At 62.1% G+C, this 24,985-nt stretch carries 20 protein-coding genes; 9 read left to right on the forward strand and 11 right to left on the reverse strand.

The window, feature by feature from the left end:
- The first annotated feature begins 244 nt into the window (after window positions 1-244).
- Window positions 245-3,097 carry a TonB-dependent receptor domain-containing protein gene (locus M2343_RS09795; protein WP_264576496.1) on the forward strand — a complete coding sequence of 951 codons (2,853 nt, stop codon included), beginning with the start codon at window positions 245-247 and terminating at the stop codon, window positions 3,095-3,097.
- Between the two features lie 177 nt (window positions 3,098-3,274).
- Here M2343_RS09795 and M2343_RS09800 read toward each other — a convergent pair whose 3' ends face one another.
- From M2343_RS09800 to M2343_RS09810, 3 genes are read right to left on the reverse strand one after another with little or no spacing between them, the layout of a single operon-like run.
- The gene (locus M2343_RS09800; protein WP_181558783.1) at window positions 3,275-3,781 is read right to left on the reverse strand and encodes a flavin reductase family protein; all 507 of its coding nucleotides are present in this window, start codon (window positions 3,779-3,781) and stop codon (window positions 3,275-3,277) included.
- A 13-nt stretch (window positions 3,782-3,794) separates the two neighbouring features.
- A complete protein-coding gene (gene ribB, locus M2343_RS09805; protein ID WP_319799398.1) occupies window positions 3,795-4,463 on the reverse strand; it encodes a 3,4-dihydroxy-2-butanone-4-phosphate synthase in 669 nt (222 codons plus the stop codon).
- Window positions 4,456-6,114: a CocE/NonD family hydrolase gene (locus tag M2343_RS09810; protein WP_264576497.1), complete on the reverse strand. Its 1,659-nt coding sequence runs from the start codon at window positions 6,112-6,114 to the stop codon at window positions 4,456-4,458. Before M2343_RS09810 ends, ribB begins: the two co-directional genes overlap by 8 nt.
- A gap of 164 nt (window positions 6,115-6,278) precedes the next feature.
- Here M2343_RS09810 and M2343_RS09815 point away from each other — a divergent pair, with 164 nt between their 5' ends.
- From M2343_RS09815 to M2343_RS09825, 3 genes are all read left to right on the forward strand, one after another.
- Entirely contained in the window at window positions 6,279-7,127 is an 849-nt protein-coding gene (locus tag M2343_RS09815) for a TetR/AcrR family transcriptional regulator (RefSeq protein ID WP_264576498.1), read from the forward strand.
- A 183-nt stretch (window positions 7,128-7,310) separates the two neighbouring features.
- Entirely contained in the window at window positions 7,311-8,315 is a 1,005-nt protein-coding gene (locus M2343_RS09820) for a Rieske 2Fe-2S domain-containing protein (RefSeq protein ID WP_264572119.1), read from the forward strand.
- Window positions 8,316-8,342: 27 nt separating this feature from the next.
- Window positions 8,343-9,071, forward strand: a complete 729-nt coding sequence (locus M2343_RS09825) for an SDR family oxidoreductase (protein WP_264576499.1) — start codon at window positions 8,343-8,345, stop codon at window positions 9,069-9,071.
- A gap of 93 nt (window positions 9,072-9,164) precedes the next feature.
- Here the strand turns inward: M2343_RS09825 and M2343_RS09830 are convergent, their stop codons facing one another.
- The 3 genes from M2343_RS09830 to M2343_RS09840 all read right to left on the reverse strand — a co-directional run bounded on the left by M2343_RS09830 (window position 9,165) and on the right by M2343_RS09840 (window position 12,670).
- A complete protein-coding gene (locus M2343_RS09830; protein WP_264576500.1) occupies window positions 9,165-10,157 on the reverse strand; it encodes an amidohydrolase family protein in 993 nt (330 codons plus the stop codon).
- Window positions 10,154-11,503, reverse strand: a complete 1,350-nt coding sequence (locus M2343_RS09835; protein ID WP_264576501.1) for an MFS transporter — start codon at window positions 11,501-11,503, stop codon at window positions 10,154-10,156. The genes M2343_RS09830 and M2343_RS09835 overlap by 4 nt, the downstream gene beginning before the upstream one ends.
- 90 nt (window positions 11,504-11,593) lie before the next feature.
- A complete protein-coding gene (locus tag M2343_RS09840) occupies window positions 11,594-12,670 on the reverse strand; it encodes an alpha/beta hydrolase (protein WP_264576502.1) in 1,077 nt (358 codons plus the stop codon).
- A gap of 222 nt (window positions 12,671-12,892) precedes the next feature.
- Here M2343_RS09840 and M2343_RS09845 point away from each other — a divergent pair, with 222 nt between their 5' ends.
- Genes M2343_RS09845 through cyoD form a run of 5 tightly spaced genes read left to right on the forward strand, consistent with a single transcriptional unit; the run spans window position 12,893 to window position 19,104 of the window.
- Window positions 12,893-15,220 (forward strand): FdhF/YdeP family oxidoreductase, encoded by a 2,328-nt coding sequence (locus M2343_RS09845; protein ID WP_264576503.1) that lies wholly within the window; start codon window positions 12,893-12,895, stop codon window positions 15,218-15,220.
- Window positions 15,217-16,089: a cytochrome ubiquinol oxidase subunit II gene (locus M2343_RS09850; RefSeq protein WP_264576504.1), complete on the forward strand. Its 873-nt coding sequence runs from the start codon at window positions 15,217-15,219 to the stop codon at window positions 16,087-16,089. The genes M2343_RS09845 and M2343_RS09850 overlap by 4 nt, the downstream gene beginning before the upstream one ends.
- Before the next feature lie 11 nt (window positions 16,090-16,100).
- The gene (locus tag M2343_RS09855) at window positions 16,101-18,170 is read left to right on the forward strand and encodes a cbb3-type cytochrome c oxidase subunit I (protein WP_264577536.1); all 2,070 of its coding nucleotides are present in this window, start codon (window positions 16,101-16,103) and stop codon (window positions 18,168-18,170) included.
- On the forward strand, window positions 18,167-18,793 hold the full coding sequence (locus M2343_RS09860) for a cytochrome c oxidase subunit 3 (protein ID WP_264576505.1): 627 nt from the start codon (window positions 18,167-18,169) through the stop codon (window positions 18,791-18,793). The genes M2343_RS09855 and M2343_RS09860 overlap by 4 nt, the downstream gene beginning before the upstream one ends.
- On the forward strand, window positions 18,790-19,104 hold the full coding sequence (gene cyoD, locus M2343_RS09865; RefSeq protein WP_264576506.1) for a cytochrome o ubiquinol oxidase subunit IV: 315 nt from the start codon (window positions 18,790-18,792) through the stop codon (window positions 19,102-19,104). Before M2343_RS09860 ends, cyoD begins: the two co-directional genes overlap by 4 nt.
- A 23-nt stretch (window positions 19,105-19,127) precedes the next feature.
- On the opposite strand, the gene M2343_RS09870 is transcribed toward cyoD, so the two are convergent.
- The 5 genes from M2343_RS09870 to M2343_RS09890 form a co-directional block, all read right to left on the reverse strand.
- On the reverse strand, window positions 19,128-20,069 hold the full coding sequence (locus M2343_RS09870) for an NAD(P)/FAD-dependent oxidoreductase (protein ID WP_264576507.1): 942 nt from the start codon (window positions 20,067-20,069) through the stop codon (window positions 19,128-19,130).
- 2 nt (window positions 20,070-20,071) lie between these two features.
- Entirely contained in the window at window positions 20,072-20,614 is a 543-nt protein-coding gene (locus M2343_RS09875; protein WP_264576508.1) for a hemerythrin domain-containing protein, read from the reverse strand.
- Between the two features lie 117 nt (window positions 20,615-20,731).
- A complete protein-coding gene (locus tag M2343_RS09880) occupies window positions 20,732-21,625 on the reverse strand; it encodes an NAD(P)H-hydrate dehydratase (protein ID WP_264574500.1) in 894 nt (297 codons plus the stop codon).
- On the reverse strand, window positions 21,622-22,380 hold the full coding sequence (locus tag M2343_RS09885) for a histidine phosphatase family protein (protein WP_264576509.1): 759 nt from the start codon (window positions 22,378-22,380) through the stop codon (window positions 21,622-21,624). Before M2343_RS09885 ends, M2343_RS09880 begins: the two co-directional genes overlap by 4 nt.
- A 291-nt stretch (window positions 22,381-22,671) precedes the next feature.
- Window positions 22,672-24,813 (reverse strand): bifunctional diguanylate cyclase/phosphodiesterase, encoded by a 2,142-nt coding sequence (locus M2343_RS09890; protein ID WP_264576510.1) that lies wholly within the window; start codon window positions 24,811-24,813, stop codon window positions 22,672-22,674.
- Between the last annotated feature and the right edge of the window lie 172 nt (window positions 24,814-24,985).

Raw genomic sequence — 24,985 nt, forward strand, 5'->3', positions numbered from 1 at the left:
ATCCTCTTTTCCGTGTCATATTCCGAGTGAAGGGAAGTTGGCAGATGACGCAAAAACGGCACCCTTCTCCAGCCCTCATAGCTTCACATCGGTTTTTATATATATCTATAAATAAGTTGTTTCGGCCCCAATGATCGGTTAGGAGGATGGCGTTTCTCGCCAAGCCCAACCAGGGCTGGACGACGTCAAGAGACCAAAAAACTCGGCGCGCCATATGCTGCCGAAGCTGACTGGAGGGAGGATTATGAAAACACTCAGGAAAGTTGCCGTTTTCACGCCGCCGCGCGTAACATGGAAGGCAACCACCGCACTCGTGACCAGCATTGTCCTGAGCCTACCGAGCGCTGCGAATGCGTCGGAAGGTGGCCAGCCCGATGGCATGGCGGCTCTTCCTCAGGCCAGCACACAAGCCAGCGCGCCGGAAAGCGCCAGTAGCACCGACATCATCGTAACCGGATCTCGCGCCGCCGCGGCCGGTTTTTCTGCACCATCGGCCGTGTCAGTCATCGGCGCCGATATCGTCGATCAGCAGTCGCCGATCAGCATTGCTGAAGTGCTGCAGCAGGAGCCGGCTTTCAAGGCCACGCGCTCGGTCGGCGGAAACGCGAACAACTTCGCGAGCCCGGGGCAGGCGACGGCAGATCTTCGGGGGCTTGGCGGGCAGCGGACCCTCGTGCTCGTCGATGGGTCACGGGTTGTGCCTCAGGCATCTTCGGTCACGACAGGATCACCCGTCGCGACGGACCTCAACGTCATTCCAACGAACATGATTGAAAGAGTCGAAGTCGTCACGGGCGGCGCGTCCGCACAATATGGATCGGATGCCGTTGCAGGCGTGGTCAACATTCTTCTCAAGAAGAAGATGACCGGCATCGAACTGTCTGCCCAGACCGGCATTTCGCAGCAAGGCGACAATTTCCGCTACAAGCTCGGCGCCGTGGGAGGCTTGTCGTTCGGGGACGGCCGGGGGAACATCGTCGTGGCGGTCGAGAAAGCGCGCAGTGACGAGATTCAGGACATTTATCGCCGCGATTGGGGACGCCGCGAGGAGATGATCGTCACCAACAGAGCCTATCTGACCAATGGCTTGCCCGCCAATATCGTGGCCGACGGCGTGCGCAATTCCAACAGCATCGGCGGCCGCATCATCGGCCCTGCCAACTTCAGCCTGCGCAACTATACCTTCAATGATGATGGCACCATCCGGCCCTATCAGGTCGGCAGTGTCGATGACGGCACCAATCAGATTGGCGGCGAGGGTCTTAGCCGGTCCAAGGGGTCGAGCCTGATCCCCGGCATCGAGCGCTTTGTCGTTCACGCCCTCAGCAGTTTCGAAGTCTCGCCTGCTCTTAATATCACCCTGTCCGGGGGCTATTCAGAGACGCTAGGCCTGTTCACCGGCGGCCTGCCGAACTTTGCGTCCTTTACGATCCGCAACGACAATGCCTTCCTGCCGCAAGCGGTCAAGAATGCCATGGCTGCGCAGGGGCTGACCAGCATCACCGTCGCCAAGGGTGTCTATGATGTCGGGAACATCAATTTCCGGGTAAAGAACAAGACGCCGCACGGCACGATTGGCGTCGAGGGCGACCTCGGCAATTCGTGGCACTATGATGCCCATTATTCCTATGGCGAAAACCAGTTCCGCAGCGACTTCAGCAATAATTTCTCACCCGCCTTCTGGAATCTGGCGGTGGATGCTGTCACGGCTCCAGGCGGCGGGATCGTCTGCCGGTCGACCCTCGCCGGGCAGCCTGCCAATCCCCTCGCCGCTGGCTGTGTTCCAGTCAACATCTTCGGGCCGAATGCCGTCAGCACCCAAACGCCGGCCGCGCTCGCTTATGTGAACCGCTCCGATTATCACGAGGTGATCTACAAGCAGCACGCCGCGAGCATCAACATGCGTGGCGAGCCGTTTTCCACCTGGGCTGCGCCCGTCGCGGTCGCCTTTGGTGGTGAGTATCGCCAGGAGTCGCAGGTTCTGACGGCCGGTCCGCTCGCGACAGCCGGTCGGTTTGCGATCGGCAATGTCGCGCCCTTCTCCGGCAAGTTCAATGTCAAGGAAGGCTATGTCGAGGCAATCGTGCCGCTCGCCAGGGACCTTTCTTTCGCGCGCAATCTCGATCTCAATGGCGCCATTCGCTATGCCGATTACAGCACGGCCGGGGGCCAGACGACCTGGAAGGTGGGTGGCGTATACGAGCCCATCCAGGGGCTGCGTTTTCGCGTGACACGCTCGAAGGACATCCGTGCAGCGGCGATCTACGAACTGTTCTCGCCCGGTTCTTTCGTGAACGTGCCTTTGACGGTGAACGGGGTCACGGCCGTCATTCCGCAGAACCGCACGGTGGGGAATCCCGATCTGAGGCCTGAGAAGGCCGACACGCTCACGCTGGGCGTTGTCGTACAGCCCTCGAGCCTGCCCGGGCTGCGCATGTCGCTCGACTATTATCTCATCGACCTGAAGGATGCGATCGACTCGATCACGGCCGCCAATATCGGCAATGCCTGCTCGGCGGGCGATGCCCAGGCGTGCAGCTACATCACCTTCAGCGGCGCAACGCCGACGCGCCTTGTCGCGCCTGTCCAGAATATTTCGCAGTTCAAGACGAGCGGACTGGACATGGCGCTCTCTTACCAGGCCAGTCTTGGCGGCGGCGTGTCCATGAGCACGCGGTTCACCGGAACCTACGCCTTGCGGTCCTACATCAATGGCATCGACCGGTCGGGCGAAAACGGGATGGGCAGCCTCGGCTCACAGCCACGCTTCCGGGGAAATCTCACGCAGACATTCAGCACCGATGCGGTCTCGCTGTCAGCGCAGCTCCTGTACATCAGCAAGGGCAAGAACGATAACCAGTTCGACACGATCCCTGCGTTGACCATCAATGAGAACGACATCCCGGCCGCCGCTTACGTCAATCTGTTCTCGACGATCCGCGTAGCGGGCAATTTCGAGCTGTCCGCCAGCGTCTCCAACCTCCTCGACAAGGATCCTCCATCCAGCCCCTATGCAACGCAGAGCCAGCCGGTGAATGGCCAGCTCTACGACAAAATCGGACGCGTGTTCGAGGTGGGCGTGAAGGTTCGCTTCTGATGATTGGGCGGGCCAGTGCGGCGAGCGCGCTGGCCCGTTCCACGGAAGTCTCTGCTGCTTCAAATGCCCTGACGAGGCAAACCGCTGGCCACCGCCATGGCGACCCGTTCCGTTGGCCGGTTCAGCGGTGCATGGACCCGCCTTTCCAGACCTCCTGCTCTGACGCGGTAAAAACGATCATCCGGCAGTGATAGGGGCGCCCAGGCTGACGTAGGAACCGTTCGCGTACACCAGCGGGCTGACCTCATCAGTGAGGAACACTTCCTCGACACGGCCGATCACAATGTGATGCGTCCCATAGTCCAGAGCCTGCTCGTAGCGACAGAAAAAGCTCGCCTGCGCATCTTCCAACCGGGGACAGCCATCTGCAGCCGTGCCCCACTTGCCCGTGGCGAACCTCTCTTCCCCCCGCGCTTTGCCGGCGCAAGCTGCCGATATGTCGGCATGGTCGCTGTGCAGAATATTCACGCAGAAGTCGGCGCCTTCAGAGAGCGGCAGGTACAAGCTCGCCGAGCGATTGACGCAGATGAGCAGCGATGGTGGATCCATGCTGAGCTCGCTCACCGCGGTCGCGGCCATCGCGTAGCGGGTGCCGTTATGGCGACAGGTGATCACGACGACGGCTTTGGCCAGACGCCGCAGCCCCTCGCGCAAGCTGATGGCCACGGGGGAGAGTTCGGTCATGTCATTTGCTCCGTCACGCTGCCTGACGCTCTGTCTGGCGGCGGTGGATGATAAGGTCTTCGATTGAGCCAATGCAGAGCCCGTGCCGATCGGCGAAGCGGATGAGGTCGGGCAGACGCGCCATTGTGCCATCATCGTTGAGGATCTCGCAGATCACGCCTGCGGGCTTCAGCCCGGCCAGCCTTGCCATGTCGACCGCTGCCTCTGTGTGACCAGGTCGCGTGAGGACGCCACCGGGCTGCGCGACGAGCGGGAAGATATGGCCTGGCGAGACGAGGTCGGGCGGCCCGCACTTGTCGTCGATCGCCACGGCGATGGTCCGCGCGCGGTCATGGGCCGAGATGCCGGTCGTCACGCCCTCGGCAGCTTCGATCGACACCGTGAAAGCCGTGCCATGCGGCGCGTTGTTTGTTGCGACCATTGGCTGCAGAGCCAGATCCTCCGCGCGAGCCGCAGTGAGGGCGAGGCAAATCAAACCGCGGCCATAACGGGCCATGAAGTTGATTTCCGCGGCCGTTGCAAATTCGGCTGCAATAACGAGATCACCTTCATTCTCTCGATCTTCCGAATCCACGAGGATGATAGGCCTGCCCGCACGAAGCGCGCCAACCAACTCATGGATGGGCGAGAGCGGGGACAGCGGTCCGTCCACGACCGGACGTGGATATTCTGCCTCAAGCATTGCGCAGGGCCACGACCGGGATCAGCAGGTGGGAGTCATGCTCGCCCCCGGTGTGGATGTGGTGCATGCCGCGATTGACCGTGTCTTCGTGCCGCATGTAGAGCATCGGCTTGGGATATTGATAAATGTCCCGCCCCTTGATCCTGATCCGCAGCACGTCGCCGGCCCTGAAGAGCGTGCCGGAGGGCAGGATCTCAATCTGCGCTTCGACAATCTCTCCCGGCGTGACCTTCCACTCAGAGGTGTTGGTGAGCACGGGCTGAAATTCGGTCGAGCGTTCGGAGTCCAATTCACGCCGCGAGAGGCGCAACCAGCCATAGGCGGCAGCGCCGTCCTCAAATACAGCCCAATGGATGAAGCCCACCTTCTCGCCATCTTCGACCTTTTCGACCGCGACAAATACGTCCATGTCATCGGCGTCTTCGGTGGAGACCATGAGCTTGAGCTTCATATGCCCGACGAGCGTGCAATCCTCCTCGAACCGATAGTCGAAGCTGGCCTCCGCCCCGTCATCGAGCGGATCATAGCTCTGGATCGCTTCGGCCGGCGCTGGCTTGTCGCTCATCTCTCCGGTCGCTGCGTCGAGATACAAGCGACGATATTGGGTGTCCTCCACGGGCCATTGCTCTGACTGCTTCATGATTGCCGAGCCAGCCCTGTCGCGTACGTGCAGTCTGACCGGCGGCCAGGTGCCCATGTCGTTCGATACGCCCTTCAGGACATGGTCGAAGAACGCTGTCTGGCGCGCGATGGAAGTGGGTTCGTAATAATAGCCCCATTTCTTGCTACCATGAACCTCGAGCCACTTGCGCGGAGATGCGATTTTCTTGAAGCCTTCGAGGGTGCCACGCGTGTGTACGCCGTGGTCGCTCCAACTCGCGACCACATAGGCCGGGACGTCGATCCGGCTAAAATCGGGCACCTTCGATTGCCAGTACTCGTCGAAGAACGGATGCTCGGCGGTCAACGCCCAGAGATCCTCCACCATGGCATCCGAGGCGCCCCAACGCACCTGGATGTGCGGCCAGAAATGCGTCTCTGGGATGCCTCCGTGGCGCACGATCTCGTTGAAGGTGTCCGACCAGCCCTCCCAAGGATTGATCGCCGCCAGATGGGGCGGGTTAAGTGCGGCCACGTTCCACTGCGACGAGGAGAGGTAAGATACGCCTGACAGGCCTACGCGCCCGTTGCTCCATGGCTGCGTGCCAGCCCATTCGATGAGATCATAATGAGCCTCGCCTTCCTTGCGCGAGAAATAGCTTGCTGTGGTTTCCGCATACCAAGTTCCGGGGATATCGGCCGTAATCACCGCATAGTCCTGGCCGGTCCAGTAGACGGGATCCGGGGCCTCGAAAATGGTGAGGTCCGACTGCCACTCCGCCTTCACGCCGGACGTCGGATAGAGCGTCGCAAGCGGGGCCGGGTCATGCTTGCCATAGGGGGTCCAGGCGACCAGAACAGGGATCGGCCCCGTCAGGTCCGCTGGCAGAAAGAGGTCGATCCAGAGCGGCTTGCCTTCCCGGGTCGGCACCGCAATGTCCCGCTCGATGCGGATGCGATCGCGGAAGGAAAGCTCGTGCTGGCGGGGGCGCCCTCCACGAAATTGCGGCGTGTTGGGCGGCCGCCTCAGTCTTTCCCGATAATCGCCCATCCTCTCGCTCTCCACTGACCAATTGGCTTGCGCCTCATAACCGGGGCCGGGATTAATTTCAATACGCTTAGAATTTATTCCGGGCGTGATGTAGGCCGCCGTTCCCATCCTGCCGGCCTTTCGCGTAAACTGCGCGTCCGTAGAAAATGACAAGGGGACCGGCTATGGCTATGAACGCCCCGTATCGCGGGATGTCGGCCGGACTAACTGGCTGGCGTGCAAGCCGATTATGCGCAGGCAGAGTTTTCAAGGTGTCGGATAAATCCGATGCCCTTTCCAGGGTGGTTAAGATGGGCCGGAAGAAGGCGGAGAGCCAAAACAGCAGCGAGGGTGCCGAAACGAAGGGCGCGCGACCGGCCAAAAAGCGCTCGATCGGCCGTCCATCCGGGCAGCGTGGTATCGGCAAGAAGCTGTTGATCGACAAGACTGTCGAACTCCTGCGCCATGTGCCGCCCGAAAAGCTGTCCCTGTCCATGGCGGCGCGCAATGCCGGGGTACACCTCACCCTTTTCAAATATTATTTCACCGACCGAACCCGGTTGCTGGTCGACGTCGCGCGAACCCTGGCCGTCTCTTTGGGCGACTGCCTCGCCCAGACCGAAGCGGGATCCCTGCCGGCCGTGGAGCGGATAAAGATCAGAATCGACACGATGGTCGACTTCTTTTTCGTCAATCCTTTCTATCACCGGCTCATGACCGAGATTATCGCCGACGAGACCGATCCGCTCGCGGCTGAGCTGATCGCTTTGTGGGTGGGGAAGACGCTCGATATCTATCGCGACATTATCGACAAGGGCGTGGCGGAAGGGTCGTTGCGGAAGGTCGATCCCTACTTCACATTTTTCGCGATCATGGGGCTGTGCGAGCAATATCAGCACGCATCCCGCTTCGTCGAGCAAGGCAATTTGGCAGCAGGCGGCGCCCCTCATTCCGATGTGGCGGCAGAATATAAGGCCTTCGTCTATCAGCTCATGCTGAGTGGAATTGCGCTCGAGCCCGCCCGCACGGGCTGAGCCTCACGGCAGCATTACTCATCGGTGTTCGACGACGTTCCACCAGTGGGAGCGAGCGATGCCGCTCGTCCTGAGCATGAACATCCGCATGACGGCGGAGGTGGTGCATATTTATAGCATCCTATAAAAAACTTTTCTTCTCATTTTGCGCGTGATAGGGAGCCCAAAACCAGGAGGATTGTGATGTCTGTTACGACGGTCGATGAGCAAGTGAACGCCTCACGCCAGCGCCCTTTTGCCGGCCAGGAATATGGCCGGGTCCCTGACGGTACCTATCTCAAGAACTGGAATCCGATCATGCTGGCCTCGGAGCTGGTGCAGGGAAAGATCGTCGGGAAGGATTTTCTCGGGACGCGCATCATCGTTTACCGCAACGAGCAGGGTGAGCCTGTGGTGCAGAGCGCGTACTGCCCCCATGTCGGCGCCGACCTGTCCGGCGGCGAAATTGTCGATGGCAAGGTGCGCTGCCCCTATCATCACTGGAAGTTCGCTGCCGATGGCCGCTGCGCTGAAATTCCAGGCGAGACGATTATTCCCGGCGCCGCGAGGATCTACAATTATCCCGCTGCCGAGCGCTGGGGCATGATCTGGGCATTCAACGGAGAAGAGCCGCTCTATCCCCTTCCCGAGATGCCGAACCTTAAGGAAGACGAACTGGTCTACCGCGCGTTTCACAGAGGGCAGCGAGAGATCGAAGGGTGGATTGGCTCCTCGAATCTGGTGGACTTCCAGCATCTGTCCACCGTGCACGGCATCCCCGACCCAAACCCAGTGAGCGTGGTGTTCGAGGACTATCTCATTACCGTCCGGCAGGAATCCGTAACGCGCATCGCCGACACGCAGCTATGGGGGGCAACCTGGCTTACCGCGCATATGCAGTTTCCCAATGGCAGCGAGCGCTTGTTCATGGCCGGGAGTTCGCAGGTTGCGCCCGGCTGGTCCGACGCCTTCTTCGTCGTCGCCATGCGTCGGTCCGATGCGGAGAAGATGGGCGACCAGGCCGCGCAGGAAGAGTTGGATAACCGCATCGCCTATATGCACAAGCTATATGCGGAGGATGAGCCGATCCTCTTCAAGCTCCGTTTCCGGGGCTATGGCAAAAGCGCGCTCCTGAGGGCCGACAAATATTTCGGCCAGTTTCTCCAGTATCTCGAGAAATATCCCCGCTCCGCACCCTTCGACGTCTGAGGACCGATCCGTAAAAAGGGATGAGGAATGACTGAGGCTGGACGGGTTGCACTTGTGACCGGGGCAACCCGGGGCATCGGGTTCGAGATTGCCAGAGGCCTGGCAGAGCACGGCATGCGGGTGGTGATCGGCGCCCGCGATCCTGCGAGCGGGCAAAAGGCTGCCAAGGCCCTGTGCGATCAGGGCCTGGATGCCCATTATGTGATCATCGACGTGACCGATCGTGCATCGGTTCAGGCTGCGGCCGCGGTGCTAGTCGACCGCTTCAAGCGGCTCGACGTCCTGGTCAACAATGCCGGCATTTCCCTGGACAAGCACAGCCTGCCAAGCACCGCCGATCTCGACGAAATGCGCAGGGTGTACGAAACCAATGTCTTCGGCGTGGTGGCGGTCATCCAGGCGATGCTGCCGCTCCTCCGCCAATCGGATCGTGGCCGCATCGTCAACATGTCGACGGGCCTTGGCTCCCTTGCGCTGACCCGCGGGCCGGATGGGCCGATGGCGTTCAGTCGCCTCCTCGCCTACAACAGCTCCAAGACGGCCCTCAATGCCGTGACCGTGCAATTCGCGAACGAACTTGCCGGGACGCCGATCAAGATCAACGCGGCCAATCCGGGCCTATGCGCCACAGAGCTTTCTGGTGGCAAAGGCCAATCGCCGGTGGCGGGGGCGAAAGTCGCCATCTCCCTTGCTCTCCTGGCCGCAGACGGGCCAACCGGCGGGCTTTTTGGTGAGGGTGGTCCAGTGCCATGGTAATGGCGCGCTTCCCCTCCCCGCGAAGAGGCGAAGTGCGGCCCCGTTGACCTGGCACGCACCGGGTCGCATCGCGCATAAGAATGGCAGTGAGGCCTAAATCCGGAAGACGCGCCGCGCGGTTTCGCCAAGCACTGCTGCTCGCTCCGCCGCGCTGAGAAGGCGCGTCGCATCGATCCCATCGGCAACAATGCCGGCATAAGGCCTCGTGGTGTTTCCGTAATCGGACCCCCACATGAGGCGCGACGCCCCGAACACGTCTACTGCGGTACGAAGGAAATTCGCCGTGTCGATGCCTGCGCCCGCAAGCGCGTCGACATTCAGGCTGGTCCACTTGAAGGCGATCGTCTCGTGATCCTTCAGGGCCATGTGGTCAGGAAGCAGACCGTTCTGGCTGCCTGTGCCTCCAGTCCAACCCAAATGTTCAAGGACGACCTGACAGTCCGGGTAGCGGTCGGCCAGTTCGCACACCGTCCGGAGGGCCGCCGACCTTGGGTCCATCCGCAGGTAGGTGATGCAGAGCGGGAGCTTTTCAGCCTGTGCCATCTGCCACAATGCCTGCGCGCCCGGTGACTTCAGCCAGGGCAGATCCCCGTCCCCATCGACAAAGCCGGTCAGGCGAATAGCCGAAACGCGCTTCGTCGGCAGGAGCGCCTGAAGTACGCTGCGACTTTGCACCTGCGCAGGATTGAGGATGATCTCCGTGCGGATGCGGTCCCAATGGGCCTGCGCGACGTCGAGCAGATAGGTGTTATCGGTCTTGTAGGCGCCGCTGTACTGCACCCCGATCCCGGCCCTGATGCCCATCTTTTCCCAGAGGGGAAGCATCTTCTCGGGCGTGACAGGCGCATTGAGGACGCGTGCGCGCATCACCGCTTCCGGCTCACGGGCGTTGCGCATGTCCACCGGATAGTGCGCAAAATCGGCAGAGAAGAAATGGATATGGGCATCGATCATGCCCGCCGTTGCATCGGGCTGCGACGGCTGCTGTCGCGTTCGTGCCAGCGCCGGCCCTGCGACGAGGAGCGGCGGAACAGCTCCCAGCAGCGCCCTGCGCGAGAGGACGGCGGAGCGGCCGGGGGCGCTCATCGCACGCCCTTTGCCGTACGAGCCGACAACGCCGGCCCCGACACGATGACGTGGAAAAGGATCATGGCAATGGCCGTGAGCAGAAGCGGCGAAGCAACGATCATATAGATCCACAAGCCTGGGACCTGTGCCGCGAGCATCACGCCGCCAACGGCGGGACCGATCATGGAGGTTACCCGCCCGATCCCCCCGGCCCACCCGATACCCGTTGACCGCATGGAGGTGGGATAGCTTGAGGCAACAAGGGAATTCAGGCCCGCCTGGACGGCGATGACGAAGAAGCCATAAGCGAAACCCAGGAACCAGCCCAGCGCATGAAAGCCACTCACAAAGTAGAAGCAAGTCATTGCGACAAATCCCAGCAGCGACATGAGCGCCAGTGACGGAGCAAGACCAAGGCGCTGCATGAGCAGGGTCAGCAGAATCGGCCCAGCGATAGCGCCGAACGCAGACACTGACGACATCCGCGCGGCGGCCCCGGTCTCTACGCCCCCGAGAAGATGAAGGAAGCTCGGGAGCCAGGAGGTCAGTGTTGCCACCACGCACAGCGTGCTCCCCATGGCGACCCAGAGGAGCAACGTCATGGGTGCGCGACCGCTTCTGAACAGGCCGATCACCGGCGAGCCCTCATTACGCTCCTCGTTGGACACGAATATCGTGTCAGGCGCGAGTTGCAGGTCGGGAGCGATTTTTCCGAGGATCTGGGCGACGCGCGGATCCCGGGGATTGCGCGTCATCAGATACCGGCAGCTCTCCGGCAAACGGACATAAAGGTAGGGCACCAGCAGGAGAAGTGCGATGCCTCCGCCCCATAAGGCCGACTGCCACGAGTGAAAATGAACGAAACTCGGGCCAACAAGCCCGGCCACAGACGCGCCCAGGCCGTGGCCGATGTAAAGCCAGGTGAGCAACTTGCCGCGGCGGTTCTCCGGCATGAACTCGGTCGCCAGCGCGACAATGTTCGGCATCGTTCCGCCCATGGCTGCGAAGGCGAGAAAGCGCACAAGGGTGAACATTTCGAGCGTCTGGACAGCGGTCGACAGGAGCGTCAGCAGCCCGAAGAAAGTGGCACCGACCAGGATGATATTCCGGCGGCCGATGCGATCGGCCAGGACAGGGATGGTGTAGAAGCCCAAGGCCATACCGGCTGCCTGCGCCGAGAACACATAGGCCATGGACGGAATGGGTATATCGAGGTCGCGGGCGATGACGGCCGCGAGGTTCGCAACGATATAGGCGTCATATCCTTCCAGGGCCATGAGGATGCCGCACAGGAGATAGATGGTCCAGCGGTAGCGACCCATCGTTGGGCGCTCGAGAATGGTATCAATCGACTGAACAGCCATGCAGATCCCCTCCGGCGCTCCACATATCGCAGAGCGCTCGCCAATCAGCTAACATCACAAATCGACACGGGCAATATATTCTATATAAATTTAATTATTTGGTCGGGTATGCGACACTTCGCCCGCTGGCGCCGCGAGCTTGTGCTTCGCCAGGAAATTCTGCAGCAAATCTGCCACGGCGACATTATTGAGATCGGCAAAGGGGAGGTGCGTGTTGCCCTTGAGACCCGCATTGGCAAGCTCGAGAATTTCCGCCTTGCCCCCATATTGATTGATGAGCTTTACGAACCGCCGGTTCAGCGGCAGCGCGAGTTGCGGACCGCGCGGTTGCGACAGATTGTCTCCCCAGACAAATTGCATGGGGATCTTTGCCAGTTTCTTGAATGTCTCGAGCGGCACGTAGACCGGGCCGTAGGGGCTTGGGGGCGAACCGTCATTCTCGCTCTCCGGTAGAACGAAGCCGACATTTTCGTAGGCGACGATCGCCTTCACGCGGTCGCTCTCAATCGCCGTGAGGAGAGCCCGGAGGCCGCCCGCCGAATTCGTGACCATGACGACCGGACCGGTCCGCTCCAGTGCGGCGGCTGCGGCATGCGCCTGCAAGGCGACGTTCTCCATCGTGTCATATTCGGCATAACGGGCCCGGCTAGCCTGCTCCCACGCGCGGGCGTCCGCGGTCGGAAACTGCACCCCGGGGTGCCACTTCATATAGCTTGGGCCAAACCGCCAGGCCGTGAAGGTCTCCTGGTCAGATCCCAAGCGCGGGGCTGACTCCACGGTTTCACAGGGCAGATTCGCGCGGCCGACGCGGGGGCCATCCCAGAGATAGACCGGGAAATGTCGTCGCAGAAAGATGCTGTCGAAACCTTCACCGCCGTCCCACCGGTTTTTCCAGGCGGCGACGCTGGAGCTATGCCAAAAGAAGAGGCCAGTAGGGCCCGCATTCGCCGGGATTTGGTACTCCACATAGCCGTGATCACAGACAGTGGACTTGACGACTGGGTCCCCAACCCGTGTTCCTCCGGCTGCGAAGGAGCCTTGTCGCTCGATCATCAGCGGCGGCGGCCCCGCGTCCCTCGCGAGCGACGCGGATGGTCCCGTAATGACGAGTACCGCGACGAGGAGGCACCGCGCGACCTGACCGGGAAACATGTGATTGCGAGTCATCAACCTCTCCAAAGAGTTGGCATCTGGAAGGTGAGCTTGATGCTCCAGCACAGACGCCACTCCCTCGACGTCTATATTATAATACTCTATAAATAATGGCAAGCAAACCTGCTTGTGCTCCACCCATCGCTGAATACGCCGCCCTTCTCGACTTTCCCCAAACAGATCGGATCGCTCGCCGGTCCGAAGCGTTATGCTGCAAATGGCACGGGAGCGGGCACGATGGCGCATGAAGATGACCCCACGACGCAGGACGAGGACACGGTCCATTACGGCGGCCCCTCCGGCGGCTTTGGTTCGCTGAGCGGCGTCGCGCGCATCTTCGGCAAGGAGTGGGCGACGCCCATGGCGCTGGAGACATTGCGGCGCCAGAACAAGCCCGGCGGCTTCATGTGCGTCTCCTGCGCCTGGACCAAACCGGAGCATCCCCACCCCGCCGAATTCTGCGAAAATGGCGCCAAGGCGACGCTGTGGGAGCTGACCACGCACAGCTGCACACCGGACTTCTTCGCCAAGCACACGGTGACCGAATTACAGGCTTGGCAGGACTATGACCTCGAGCAGACCGGCCGGCTCACGCACCCTATGCGCTATGATCGGGCCAGCGATCGCTATGTGCCGGTCAGCTGGGACGAGGCCTTCGCGGGCATCGGCGCTGAACTCAAGGCGCTCGATCCCAAGTCCACCGTCTTTTACGCCTCAGGCCGCGCCAGCCTGGAGACCTCTTATCTCTATGCCCTGTTCGCGCGGCTCTATGGCCACAACAATCTGCCCGACAGTTCCAACATGTGCCACGAGACGACCTCGGTCGGCCTGAAGAAGGTGACCGGATCGCCGGTCGGCACCTGTCAGCTCAAGGATTTCGACCATTGCGACGCGATCTTCTTCTTTGGCCAAAATACCGGCACTAACAGCCCGCGTTTTCTCCATACGCTCAAGTCTGCGGTGGAGCGCGGCTGCAAGATCGTGACCTTCAATCCCGTCCGCGAGAAGGGGTTGATCGAGTTCGTCGATCCGCAGAACCCCGTTCAGATGGTGACGCAGAAGCGGACCGAGATTTCCTGCCTCTATTATCAGGTGAAGCCGGGCGGAGACATCGCCGCGATCATGGGGATGATCAAGCATGTCCTCGCGGACGAAGACCGCCAATGGGCCGAGCAAAAGCAGCATTTGCTGGATACGGACTTCATCGCACAGCACACGCATGGCTTCGAAGCCATGGTCGAGAAGGTCCGCGCGACCTCCTGGGCTGAGATCGAACAGGAGTCCGGCCTCAGCCGCTCTCATCTCGAAACGGCCGGGCAGATCTATTGCGACGCCAAGAAAGTCATCGGCATCTATGGCATGGGCGTCACCCAGCATGTCCATGGCTCGCAGACCATCGGCATGCTGGTCAACCTGCTGCTGCTGCGCGGGCATATCGGCGTCGAGGGGGCGGGCATCTCTCCAGTGCGCGGTCATTCGAACGTGCAGGGCCAGCGGACCGTCGGCATTTCGGAGAAGCCCGAACTCGTGCCGCTTGATCGGCTGAAAGAGCTGTTCGGCTTCGATCCGCCGACCGAGAAGGGCGTCAACACCGTCGAGGCCTGCGAGGGCATCATCGATGGCAGCATTCGCGCCTTCATCGGCCTGGGCGGCAATTTCGTCCGCGCCATCCCGGAGCGGGAGAAGATGGAGGCCGCGTGGACCAAGATGCGGCTCACCGTCCAGATCGCCACCAAGCTCAATCGCAGTCATCTGATCAACGGCGAGGTCGCCTATCTCCTGCCCTGCCTCGGCCGATCGGAGGAGGACATGCAGGCGGGCGGACCGCAGACCGTGACGATGGAGGATTCCCTCTCGATGATCCACGGCTCGGTCGGCAAGCGCAAGCCGGCGAGCGAGCATCTTCTCTCCGAACTCGCCATCGTGGCCGGCATGGCCAAGGCGACGCTGCCTGCGCGGCCAGCCGTCAAATGGGATGACTGGGTCGGCCATTACGGCCAGGTACGCGACCTCATCGAGGCGACCTATCCGGACAAGTTCGCGGACTTCAACCAGCGCCTGTTCACGCCGGGCGGCTTCTTCAAGGGCAATAAGGCCCGCGAGCGCATCTGGCAGACCGAAAGCGGCAAGGCCGAGTTCACGACGCCGACGAGCCTCACCGCCATGGGCGTGCCCGATAAGGCGGGCCGCTACCGCCTCATCACCATGCGTTCGAACGATCAGTTTAACACAACGATCTATGGCTTTTCGGATCGCCTGCGCGGGATCGAGGGCACGCGTGACGTGCTGCTGATGAGCCCGCGCGACATTGAGGCAGCCGGGCTTGAGCCCGGGCAGGTCGTGGGCCTCGCCAGCGATGCGGACGATGGCATTGACCGGCAGGTGGGCGGGCTCACCGTCACCCCCTTCGACCTGCCGGAGGGCTGCGTCGGCGCTTATTATCCGGAGATGAACCCGCTCATCCCGCTCTGGTATCATGACAAAGCCTCCAAGACACCGGCCGCCAAGGGCGTGCCGGTGCGGATCGTGGCGCAGTCGGCCACCGGAGGGGGACAGGCGGGATGAAGCGCAGTGGCGAAGGCGCTCGGGCGGTTCGCCCGGGCGCCGCGCTGCTTAGCCTGCCGCTGCTGCTCGGCGGATGCGAGGCGCTGAAGCTCGGCGTGGTCAACCATGCCGGCCCTGTGGCGGCGGACCAGTGGCATCTTTTTCTCCAGCTTGCCCTCGTCCTCATCTTCGTGGCCGGGCCGGTTTTCATCCTCGTCCCGCTGTTCGCCTGGCACTATCGCCTGTCCAACCGGGATGACGCCTATCGGCCCAATTGGGGATTTTCCTGGCCGCTCGAGCTGCTCATCTGGATCCCGCCAACCGCCATCGTGATCGGACTCGGCGTCCTCCTGTGGAACGCGACGCACCGGCTCGATCCCTACCGCCCGCTCGCCTCCAACCAGCCGCCCCTGGAGGTGCAGGTGGTGGCGCTCGATTGGAAATGGCTCTTCATCTACCCCAAGGAGGGCATTGCGACTGTCAATCGTCTGGCCATCCCTGTGGGCCGACCGATCCATCTCAGCCTGACCAGCGGGACGGTCATGCAATCGCTACTCATCCCGCAACTCGCCGGGCAGATCTACGCCATGGCCGGCATGCGCACGCAGCTGCACCTGGCCGCCAGTCGGGCCGGCGTCTTCCGTGGCCAGAACACGCAGTTTAATGGGAAGGGCTTTCAGAGCCAGAAGTTCGATGTCGTGGCGCTGCCGCCGGCCGACTATCGCCGCTGGCTGGAGCAGGTGCGCGCCGTCCGTAGGCCGCTCGACGACAAGGCGCTGGCGGCGATCACCGCCCGCTCCATCGCCCCGCAACCCGCCTTGTTCTCGTCCGTCCCCCCAGGCCTGTTCGAGCATCTGATGATGGCGAGCACACAGGGGCAGGCCCATTGAGCGCGCCGCTTATGCCGGCGCTGCTGGGGCGGTTCCGCTGGGATGCGCTGCCCTTTGTGCGCGCTTGGGAAAACCCCAACACCAATGAACTGATCGCCGCCGGAGCCGGTGCCGTGGTGGTGGCCGGCGCGCTCTTCATGGTCGTGCTGATCACCCGCCTCGGCCGCTGGCGCTGGCTCTGGACGGAATGGCTCACCAGCCTCGATCACAAGAAGATCGGGATCATGTACGTCGTGATCGCCCTGATCATGCTGGCGCGCGCGCTGATCGAGGCCAATCTGATGCGGTTGCAGCAGGCGGTGGCAATCGGCAATCCCGGCCTGGTTGCGCCCGAGCATTTTGCCGAGCTGTTCAGCACCCATGGCTCGATCATGATCTTCTTCATGGCGATGCCCTTCCTCACCGGGCTGATCAACTATCTGGTGCCGCTGCAGATCGGCGCGCGCGATGTCGCTTATCCGCTGCTCAACGCCATCGGCCTCTGGCTCACTGCAGCCGGCGCGGGGCTGATGATGGCCTCGCTGGTGATCGGCCGCTTCTCCACCGGCGGCTGGAGCGGCTATCCGCCGTTCACGGAGATCGGCTTCAATCCCGGCGTCGGGCCGGATTACTGGATCTGGGCCGTTACTTTGGGCTCGGTTGCCTCCACCTTGGCCGGCATCAACATCGCCGTCACCATCTACAAGATGCGCTGTCCGGGAATGACATTGATGCGGATGCCGCTGTTCGCCTGGACCAGCCTGTGCACCGCCATATTGATGATCTTCGCGATGCCGCCGCTGACGGTCGCGACGGCGCTGCTGGCGCTCGACCGCTATCTGGACTTCCACTTCTTCACCAACGCCCTTGGCGGCAACATGATGCATTATGCCAACCTGTTCTGGATGTTCGGCCATCCAGAGGTCTACATCGTCATTCTGCCGGCCTTCGGCATCTATTCCGAAGTGGTCTCCACCTTCTCCTCAAAGGAGCTGTACGGCTACAACTCGCTGGTGATCGCCACGATGGCGATTGCGGTTCTCTCCTTCACCGTCTGGTTGCATCATTTCTTCACCATGGGGCAGAGCCCGAGCCTGAACGCCGTGTTCGGCATCGCGACGATGGCCATCGGCGTGCCGACGGGGGTCAAGATCTATAACTGGATCTGGACGATGTTCCGCGGCGAGGTGCGCTTCACAACGCCCATGTGCTATGCGCTCGCCTTCATGATGACCTTCGTGCTCGGAGGGCTCACCGGCATCATCCTCGCCTTCCCGCCGCTCGATTACATCGTGCACAACACGCTGTTCCTCGTGGCGCATTTCCACAATATGCTGATCCCGGGCACGCTCTACGGCCTGCTCGCTGCCTATACCTTCTGGTTCCCCAAGGCGTTCGGCTTTCGGCTCGATGAGCGTTGGGGCAAGATATCCTGCGCCTGCTGGGTGATCGGCTTCTATCTCGCCTTCATGCCGCTCTATGTTCTCGGCGCGGCAGGCATGGCGCGCCGCACCCCGGCGGTGATGGAGACCGCCTACCGGCCCTGGCTCTATGCGGCGGAAGTCGGCGCGCTGGTGCTGTTCTGCGGGTTCCTCGCGCTGCTCGTCCAGCTCTGGGTGAGCCTGCGCAACCGCGCGGCCACCCGCGTCTTCGCTGGCGATCCCTGGGATGGGCGGGCGCTCGAATGGTCGATCGCGGCGCCGCCGCCCGCGTATAATTTTGCCCGGCTGCCGCAGGTCGACCAGCGCCACTGGTTCTTCGACGCCAAGCGCAAGGGTGCGCCTTATGTCAGGCCAGCCCATTACGAAGACATTGAGACGCCGAAAAACAGCGCCGTCGCGCCAATCATCGGGATGGCAAGCGCGGCAGCCGGCTTTGCCCTTGTCTGGCATATGTGGTGGCTGGCGATCCTTGGCCTGCTTGCGGTCATAGCGACCGTGATTGCACGCAGTTTCGCCCGCGACACGCACCGGCTGATCCCGGCCAGCGCGGTCGAACGGACGGAGCGGGCCTGGCTCGACGCGGTGGCGCGGGCGCGGCCCATCCCCCGCGAGATGGAGACGACCCCGGCGAATGCGGGGCTGGCCGAGGTGCACCCATGACCGCCGGTGAGACGAAACATCCCGGCCTCAATCTTGGCAGCACCGACGCGCAAACCCATGAGGCGGCGGGCTCTGCCCTGTTCGGCTTCTGGGCGTTCCTGATGAGCGACGCGGTGATCTTCGCGCTGCTCTTCGCCACCTATGGCGTCATGCTCCCCGCGACCGCCGGCGGCCCAACTCCGACAAGCGAATATAAGATCGGCCCGACCTTCCTTGAAACGCTGGTGCTGCTCACCAGCAGCCTCACCTACGGCCTGGCCTCGATCGCGATGAAGCATGGGGCGGGGCAGGCGCGCATCCAGACCTGGCTGGGGCTGACACTTGCCTTGGGGCTGCTCTTCCTCGGGCTGGAACTGCACGATTTTGCTGGCATGATTGCCCATGGCGCCACGCCCATGCGCAGCGGCTTCCTCTCGGCCTTTTTCGCGCTGGTGCCCCTGCACGGCCTGCATGTGCTCGCCGGTAGCCTGTGGATTGTCGTGATGATGGCGCAGTTGCGGATCATCGGCCTTGATGCGCGCGTGAAGATCAACCTCCTGAGGCTCGGCCTGTTCTGGCACTTCCTCGACATCATCTGGATTGCGATCTTCTCGACCGTCTATCTACCGGGGCTGATCCCATGAGTGAACGCCGAGACGATCCTCGCCGGGAGGCGCGCAGCTATGTCTTTGGTTATGCCGCCGCGCTCCTGCTGACCGCCGCCGCCTTTGCGCTCGTGCGCTGGCCGGTGCTTGCCAGCACCACCACCTATGCGCTCGTTCTGGCCTTGGCGCTCATCCAGATTGTCGTGCAGTTTCGCTGCTTCCTCCATATCGGCCTCAAGCGCTCGACCCGAGACGATCTCCAGCTCATCCTCTTCTCGACCCTGATCATCACGCTCATGGTCGGCGGCACGCTGGTGATCCTGTTCAATCTGCGGATGCGGATGATGTGAGTGGGCGGTCGTCGCAGCGTTGACTAGCGACGGAGGGGCGCCACCTTGGCCAGATCGTTCCGGATCGTGGTCGCGGCGACGCCGCCCTCCCCCATCGCGTGGCTGATCTGGTCGAGGCCGAGGACGACATCGCCAGCGGCATAAAGCCCGGGGATGTCTGTGCGCTGATGGGCGTCGACCATCAGACACCCCTCGGACGTGCGACTTGCGCCGAGCATCCCGGCAAGCTCCGAGCGGATGTCAGAACCCAGCGCCGGATACAGCGTGTCGAAGCGGCGCGTCTCGCTCTCGATGCCGAGCGCGATCTGGTCTTCCACCAAGCTGATGGACGTACATTGTCCGGCAATATCGATGCCCGCCGCTTTCAGCCCAGCGCATTGCGCCGGTTCCAGACTATGTCCCCCTTCAGGCGCGACCAGCGTGATATCGGCGGAATAGCCGCGAAGGAACGTGGCTTCATTATAGCCGCGCTCGCCCGTTCCGAGCACCGCGACCGCCTTGTCCGTGACTTCATAGCCATCGCAGATCGGGCAATAGCGGAGCCGACCGGTCGCAAGCGCGCGATCATGGCATAGATCGTCCATCATGGTGGGGCGGCGATTGACCACGCCGGTGGCGAGCAGGACGGTCCGCGCATGGAGGGTGCGGCCGCCCGCCTGCGCGATGAACTGGTTGCCATCATGCGCGAGGCTCTCGACGATCCCGTCCTGCAGGCGCGCGCCATAGAGGACTGCCTGTCGACGCATCCGCGCAAGCAGATCGACCCCGGAGACGCCCTCCGGAAACCCGGCATGATTGCGGGTGAGCGGGATCAAGGCGGCCCGGCTATGTCCGCCGTCTATGACGCAGACCGCCAGATGAAAGCGCGCGAGATAGATCGCGGCGGTCAGCCCCGCAGGGCCGCCGCCGACGATCAGGCAGTCCAGCCGTTCGGCCGAGGGGTCGGCCGGCTCCTGGACGGCCATGCTTATTTGCTGGCCTGCGCCATCAACTCGGCCTTGCGGGCCGCCAGCTCTGCGCCCAGGGCCTTGAGATCGAGTTCGCTCTCGCGGCTTTCAGCAAACATCTCCTGCTCCTCTTCCTCGACATGATGCTCAACATATTCGCCGAGCACCGTCACTTTGGCGTCGAACAGGCGGTCACCCGCCTTCATGGCCTGGATCTCAGCGATGAGTTGCTTGGCGCTGGCATGTTCCACTTCGGCCTCGTCGAGCAGGTCATCATCGTCGATGGCCTCGCGCGCGGCGGGATAGAAGATTTCTTCTTCGATCTGCGCATGAACCGTCAGAGCGAGGCAGATCTTGTCAGCCAGCGCCTGCTTCTCGGCATCGTCTTCGAGATCAGCATATTGGTCGAAAAAGCCCTTCACCTCCTTGTGGTCGTCCTTGAGCAATTTGATCGCGTCGGCGGGCTTTGCCGCCGCCCGCTGGGTCTTGCGCGCCGTCTTCGAGGCGGGCTTCTTCGATGCGGGTTTCGCTTTGGGCTTTGCGGCAGTCTTGGTCGTGGCCATGTCGTTTCTCCATCCTGGGGGCGCAGGCGCGCGCCCCTTCGCAGAACAACCACCGAACGACGCCGCGGACCCCGCCGCGCCGCCCATATTAACCTTTGGCAATACGATTACCGTCGCTCATCGCTCCGGTTCCAGGCTAGCGATCAGCCCGGGAATGACCGGCAGAAGATCGCGCGCGAGAAATCCGACTTCGGCAATCTGGTTGGCAACGCCGGCGCCCGCCGCGCCATGGACGAAGACACCCCAGGCCGCCGCTCGCAAAGGATCGGCGCCGCGCGCGGCAAGGCCGCCGATCAGACCAGCCAACACATCGCCCGACCCGCCCGTGGCAAGACCGATGCTGCCGCCCTCGAACAGCAAGGGCTCATCCTCCCGCGGCGACGCGATCAGGGTTTCGGCGCTTTTGAGGACGACCACGGCATTGAAGGCGCGCGCGACATGCAGGGCTGCGGCGCGCGGGTCTTTGCGGATCACGTCGATGTCCTGCCCCGTCAAAAAGCTCATTTCCCGATGGTGTGGCGTCAGGATGACCCGCCCCTCATGCGCCGCCACCAGTTTCTCGAGCTTCCGGGCGCAGGTGAGGGCAGCGGCATCGAGGATGATCGTCTGGCCCGGTTTTGGCGTGCCGAGCAGCGCGGCGACAAACTGCTCGGTGCGATCCCCCGCGGACATCCCCGGCCCGAGGATGAGCGTGTCACAGCGCGCGAGGCGTTCCTGCAGCAACGCGACCGCCTCGAGCGCGATCTCGCCATCCTCATCCGCAGGCAGGGCGATCATCGCCGCCTCGGGCACCAGGACGGCGAGCGCCATCGCGGCGGATCGCACGGTCGCCATCTGGAGCTTGCCGGCTCCCGCGCGCAACGCCGCCTCGCCCGTGAGCCTGAGCGCGCCCGGCACGAACTCCGCGCCGCCGACCAGGAGAACCCGGCCCCGCGCGTCCTTATCGCCCAGCGCCGCGATCGGCGGCAGCGGATGGGCTTCGAGCCAGGCGCGGTCGAGGGTCGGCATCATCCGCGCCGCCCCGTGATCGCGTCAGGTTCGCTGGTGACCGGGGTCGCGTGGTTCTGCATCGGCGCTGTCACATTGTAGCGGTGGAGCTTGAGCCCGCCATCCCGGCCCGCCGACGGATCGAACAGATAGTCGGTGATGGCGCAATTGGCCACGTCCCCTTCCCGGTCGATCGCCAAGATGCGTTGTTCATCGAGGCTCTCGATGATGTAGCGCATGCAGAGGACCACCACCTGATGCGTGAAGATCATCACCCGCTTCCCGGCATAATGAAGCGAGATGGTATCGAGGACCGACCGCAACCGCAGGATGACATCGCACCAGCTCTCGCCCCCGGGCGGGCGGTGATAGAATTTCCCCAGCAGGCGCCGAAATTCGGCCTGATCAGGGAAGATATTCGCGACGCCGGGCGTGGTGAGGCCATCGAGAATGCCGAACTCCTTCTCGCGCAGGCGCTCGTCAAAGCAGATCGGCTCCTGCCGGTCGGTCCCGCCCGCCTCGCGGAAAAGCTCCGCGGTCTGAAAGGCACGGAGATAGGGAGAAGATAAGAGAATCTGTGGCCGATGCTCGGCCGGCTGCTCGCAGAACCACAGACCCAGGGCGCGCGCCTGCGCCGTACCGAGGTCGCTCAGCGGCACGTCGGCATCCCGCGAGGTCAGAGCGATCCGGTCATGCACTGCCTCGTGCGCAGCGTCGCGGGCGACATTCCCCGCGCTCTGCCCGTGGCGCACGATAATCAACTGTTCTGGCCAATGCATACTGCCTCCGCTGATGATCGCGGAACGTTCCTGACGCTTAATTCGATCCCCATGAGGGTGAGGCGCGGACAGCGAGCACCCCGGCGGCGCCCGCGATTCAAAGCGCTCCAGTTGTTCGCTTGCGCCCCCTTGCTGTCTAAGCTGGGTGCTCCACTCAACGCACCGGTCGGTTGTTGAAGCCGAACCAATAACGGCTCCCAAGGCCAGAAGATTGGGGTTTACACCACCACTCGGTTGGCAGGAGGGGCCACGCCACCCACTTCATTCTCGTTCAGCGGCTGCAATCGAGAATCATCTTTTTTGAGTCCCGCGCCTCAGACTGCTTTCTTGGAGTAGCTGGGAGAGCGGCATCGGGCGGCCGAACAGCCAGCCTTGCAGCCAGTGGCATCCTGCGGCCCGGGCGAGGGCCGCTTGATCTTCTGTCTCTACGCCTTCTGCCGTGATCCTAAGACCCAGCGCTTGGGCCAGCGCTACAATGGCTACCAACAAATCGCGACCTGACGCACAGCCCATGGCTTCTTTCACGAAGAGCTTATCTATTTTCAGCCGATCAAATTTGAAGGATTGGAGGTAACCAATACTTGCGAAGCCAGTTCCAAAGTCGTCCAAAGCGAGCCGGATGCCCAAGGTCCGCAGATCGGCCATGATTGCCGCAGCGGCCTGTGGCCGACCCAGCAAATAGCTTTCAGTGATCTCGAGTTCGAGCCGGTCAGCTGGAAAGCCTGTGTCGGCAAGGATTGCGCTGATCTGGTCAGCAAGATGTGCATCCCAAAACTGCGCGGGCGAGAGGTTGACCGAGAGGTCGATGCCGAGAGGCTTGATGTCGATGCAGGCCCTGCGGAGCACCTGCCCTCCCAAGGAACCGATTAGGCCAGTCATTTCGGCAAGCGGAATGAATACATCTGGGGGAATTGGACCTTCGGTGGGATGGGTCCATCGCGCTAGGGCTTCAAGCCCAACAATGGCGCCGGATTCCGCTAGAACAATCGGCTGATAGGCCAGTTCAATTCGATTTTCCGCGATTGCAATGCGCAAGTCCTGTTCAAGACGCTTCCGCACGAGATGTTCTTTGTCCAGTTCGAGGGTGAAGTCGCTCCAGCGGTTCTTCCCCCTGGCTTTGGCATTGTACATTGCAACGTCCGCACGGCGCATCAGTTCGTCGATATCGACGAGAGCATCTGAAGAAGACGTCACGACGCCAACGGATATTCCGATGAGAATATTGGCGCCGGCGACCGGAACCGTCGTCTGAAAGGAGGCGATGATGCGTTCGGCGAGCGAACATCCCGGGCCATCGACATCAAGCTGGCACAATATTGCAAACTCGTCGCCGCCCGTGCGAGCAATCAGCGAATGCGCCGGCGCGGCCGCTGCGAGCCGGGATGCCACCTCCCGCAGCAGGGCGTCCCCTGCGCCATGGCCATAAAGATCGTTCACGCCTTTGAAGCCATCTAGGTCCATGTAAAGCAGAACGAAATGATTACCGGTCGCAATCGCCTCGTTGAGCCGACCGAGGAGGACGCGGCGATTAGGAAGCTCCGTTAAAGGATCGTGGTTCGCCAAATGCTGAGTTCTGGCTTGGCTGGCTGTCAATGCTGCAATGGACTGCCCCCCCTGCCGCAGGATAAAAAGCGCAGCGATAACCGCGACGACCATGATGCCGGCAAACCCGGGGATGACCTCGCGACGAAATTGTGTGCCAGGGGTCTCGAACGCGACCTCAACGGATGCGATCTGGTTACCATCCATATCTCGCAGGACTATCGCGGCGCTCGACGGGGCTGGCCGTGCCAGGTTTAGCGCTAGGGCGGGGAGATGGTGCTTGGCACGGATACTGGCGAGATGGCTCGCATCAAAACGCTCGGCTATGACGAGCAGGTGCCTCTCACCCGCAGGCGCCGACACTTTGTTGGTCAAGGGAACAACGGCAGCAACCGAGTAGACGAAAACCTGACGTTTCTCGCGGGCAAAGCCGCTGACGATTGGCGTGCCACGATCATCCATACCACGCACTTTTGCCATCGCCGTCTGAATTGACGGACCCAGTATCTCGGCAAGTTTAGATGAGGATCGGTTCCCGTTGCTGAAGGCGTAGCGGGTCCCCCCGTCAGGACCGATGACAAAGACATGGTCATAATTCTGGGTTTTACCGAGGTAAGCCGTGATGTTGTCGTCGATCCACGCCGCGCTGAAGTCGTACGAAATGTGGCGCACTGCGTCGTCCCATTTCGCGTAGTCCTGAAGATCATGCTCCACCATGGAGACGCTTGTCGCGAGGGCAGCTTCCAGCGTCCGCGTCTCGCGTACTGCCTCAAGCCGATCCTGCGCGGAGGTCGTGACTAAAATGAGCCCTAGAATGCTTCCAAAGCACAACCCGAGAAGCAATAGCACAGGCCAGAGATAGCGAGCAGGCACGCGTTGAATGAGTGACATAGGCCTTTGCTGATGTGACTGTTTTCAGCACCTTTGGGCCGCAGGTCGTACCAAGACGTTAATAAAGATTCTCCATTCACCGCATTTCGGATGGAGGGATAGCTGACGGCTTTTTCGCTCAGAATGAGCCCGTGTCTCAGCAGAACCTCGCTGACAAATTTCCGTCGGAGAA

It is taken from the genome of Sphingobium sp. B8D3B (genome assembly GCF_025961875.1).
In the GTDB taxonomy this organism is placed as follows: domain Bacteria; phylum Pseudomonadota; class Alphaproteobacteria; order Sphingomonadales; family Sphingomonadaceae; genus Sphingobium.

Bases quoted from the DNA above. Each gene is read 5' to 3' on its own strand.
- M2343_RS09885 (WP_264576509.1), bottom strand. From the start codon at position 22,380: ATGCATTGGCCAGAACAGTTGATTATCGTGCGCCACGGGCAGAGCGCG.
- M2343_RS09855 (WP_264577536.1), top strand. From the start codon at position 16,101: ATGCCGGCGCTGCTGGGGCGGTTCCGCTGGGATGCGCTGCCCTTTGTG.
- M2343_RS09860 (WP_264576505.1), top strand. From the start codon at position 18,167: ATGACCGCCGGTGAGACGAAACATCCCGGCCTCAATCTTGGCAGCACC.
- M2343_RS09870 (WP_264576507.1), bottom strand. From the start codon at position 20,069: ATGGCCGTCCAGGAGCCGGCCGACCCCTCGGCCGAACGGCTGGACTGC.
- M2343_RS09850 (WP_264576504.1), top strand. From the start codon at position 15,217: ATGAAGCGCAGTGGCGAAGGCGCTCGGGCGGTTCGCCCGGGCGCCGCG.
- M2343_RS09825 (WP_264576499.1), top strand. From the start codon at position 8,343: ATGACTGAGGCTGGACGGGTTGCACTTGTGACCGGGGCAACCCGGGGC.
- M2343_RS09800 (WP_181558783.1), bottom strand. From the start codon at position 3,781: ATGACCGAACTCTCCCCCGTGGCCATCAGCTTGCGCGAGGGGCTGCGG.
- cyoD (WP_264576506.1), top strand. From the start codon at position 18,790: ATGAGTGAACGCCGAGACGATCCTCGCCGGGAGGCGCGCAGCTATGTC.
- M2343_RS09820 (WP_264572119.1), top strand. From the start codon at position 7,311: ATGTCTGTTACGACGGTCGATGAGCAAGTGAACGCCTCACGCCAGCGC.
- M2343_RS09810 (WP_264576497.1), bottom strand. From the start codon at position 6,114: ATGGGCGATTATCGGGAAAGACTGAGGCGGCCGCCCAACACGCCGCAA.
- ribB (WP_319799398.1), bottom strand. From the start codon at position 4,463: ATGCTTGAGGCAGAATATCCACGTCCGGTCGTGGACGGACCGCTGTCC.
- M2343_RS09880 (WP_264574500.1), bottom strand. From the start codon at position 21,625: ATGATGCCGACCCTCGACCGCGCCTGGCTCGAAGCCCATCCGCTGCCG.
- M2343_RS09845 (WP_264576503.1), top strand. From the start codon at position 12,893: ATGGCGCATGAAGATGACCCCACGACGCAGGACGAGGACACGGTCCAT.
- M2343_RS09830 (WP_264576500.1), bottom strand. From the start codon at position 10,157: ATGAGCGCCCCCGGCCGCTCCGCCGTCCTCTCGCGCAGGGCGCTGCTG.
- M2343_RS09890 (WP_264576510.1), bottom strand. From the start codon at position 24,813: ATGTCACTCATTCAACGCGTGCCTGCTCGCTATCTCTGGCCTGTGCTA.
- M2343_RS09795 (WP_264576496.1), top strand. From the start codon at position 245: ATGAAAACACTCAGGAAAGTTGCCGTTTTCACGCCGCCGCGCGTAACA.
- M2343_RS09835 (WP_264576501.1), bottom strand. From the start codon at position 11,503: ATGGCTGTTCAGTCGATTGATACCATTCTCGAGCGCCCAACGATGGGT.
- M2343_RS09875 (WP_264576508.1), bottom strand. From the start codon at position 20,614: ATGGCCACGACCAAGACTGCCGCAAAGCCCAAAGCGAAACCCGCATCG.
- M2343_RS09840 (WP_264576502.1), bottom strand. From the start codon at position 12,670: ATGACTCGCAATCACATGTTTCCCGGTCAGGTCGCGCGGTGCCTCCTC.
- M2343_RS09815 (WP_264576498.1), top strand. From the start codon at position 6,279: ATGGCTATGAACGCCCCGTATCGCGGGATGTCGGCCGGACTAACTGGC.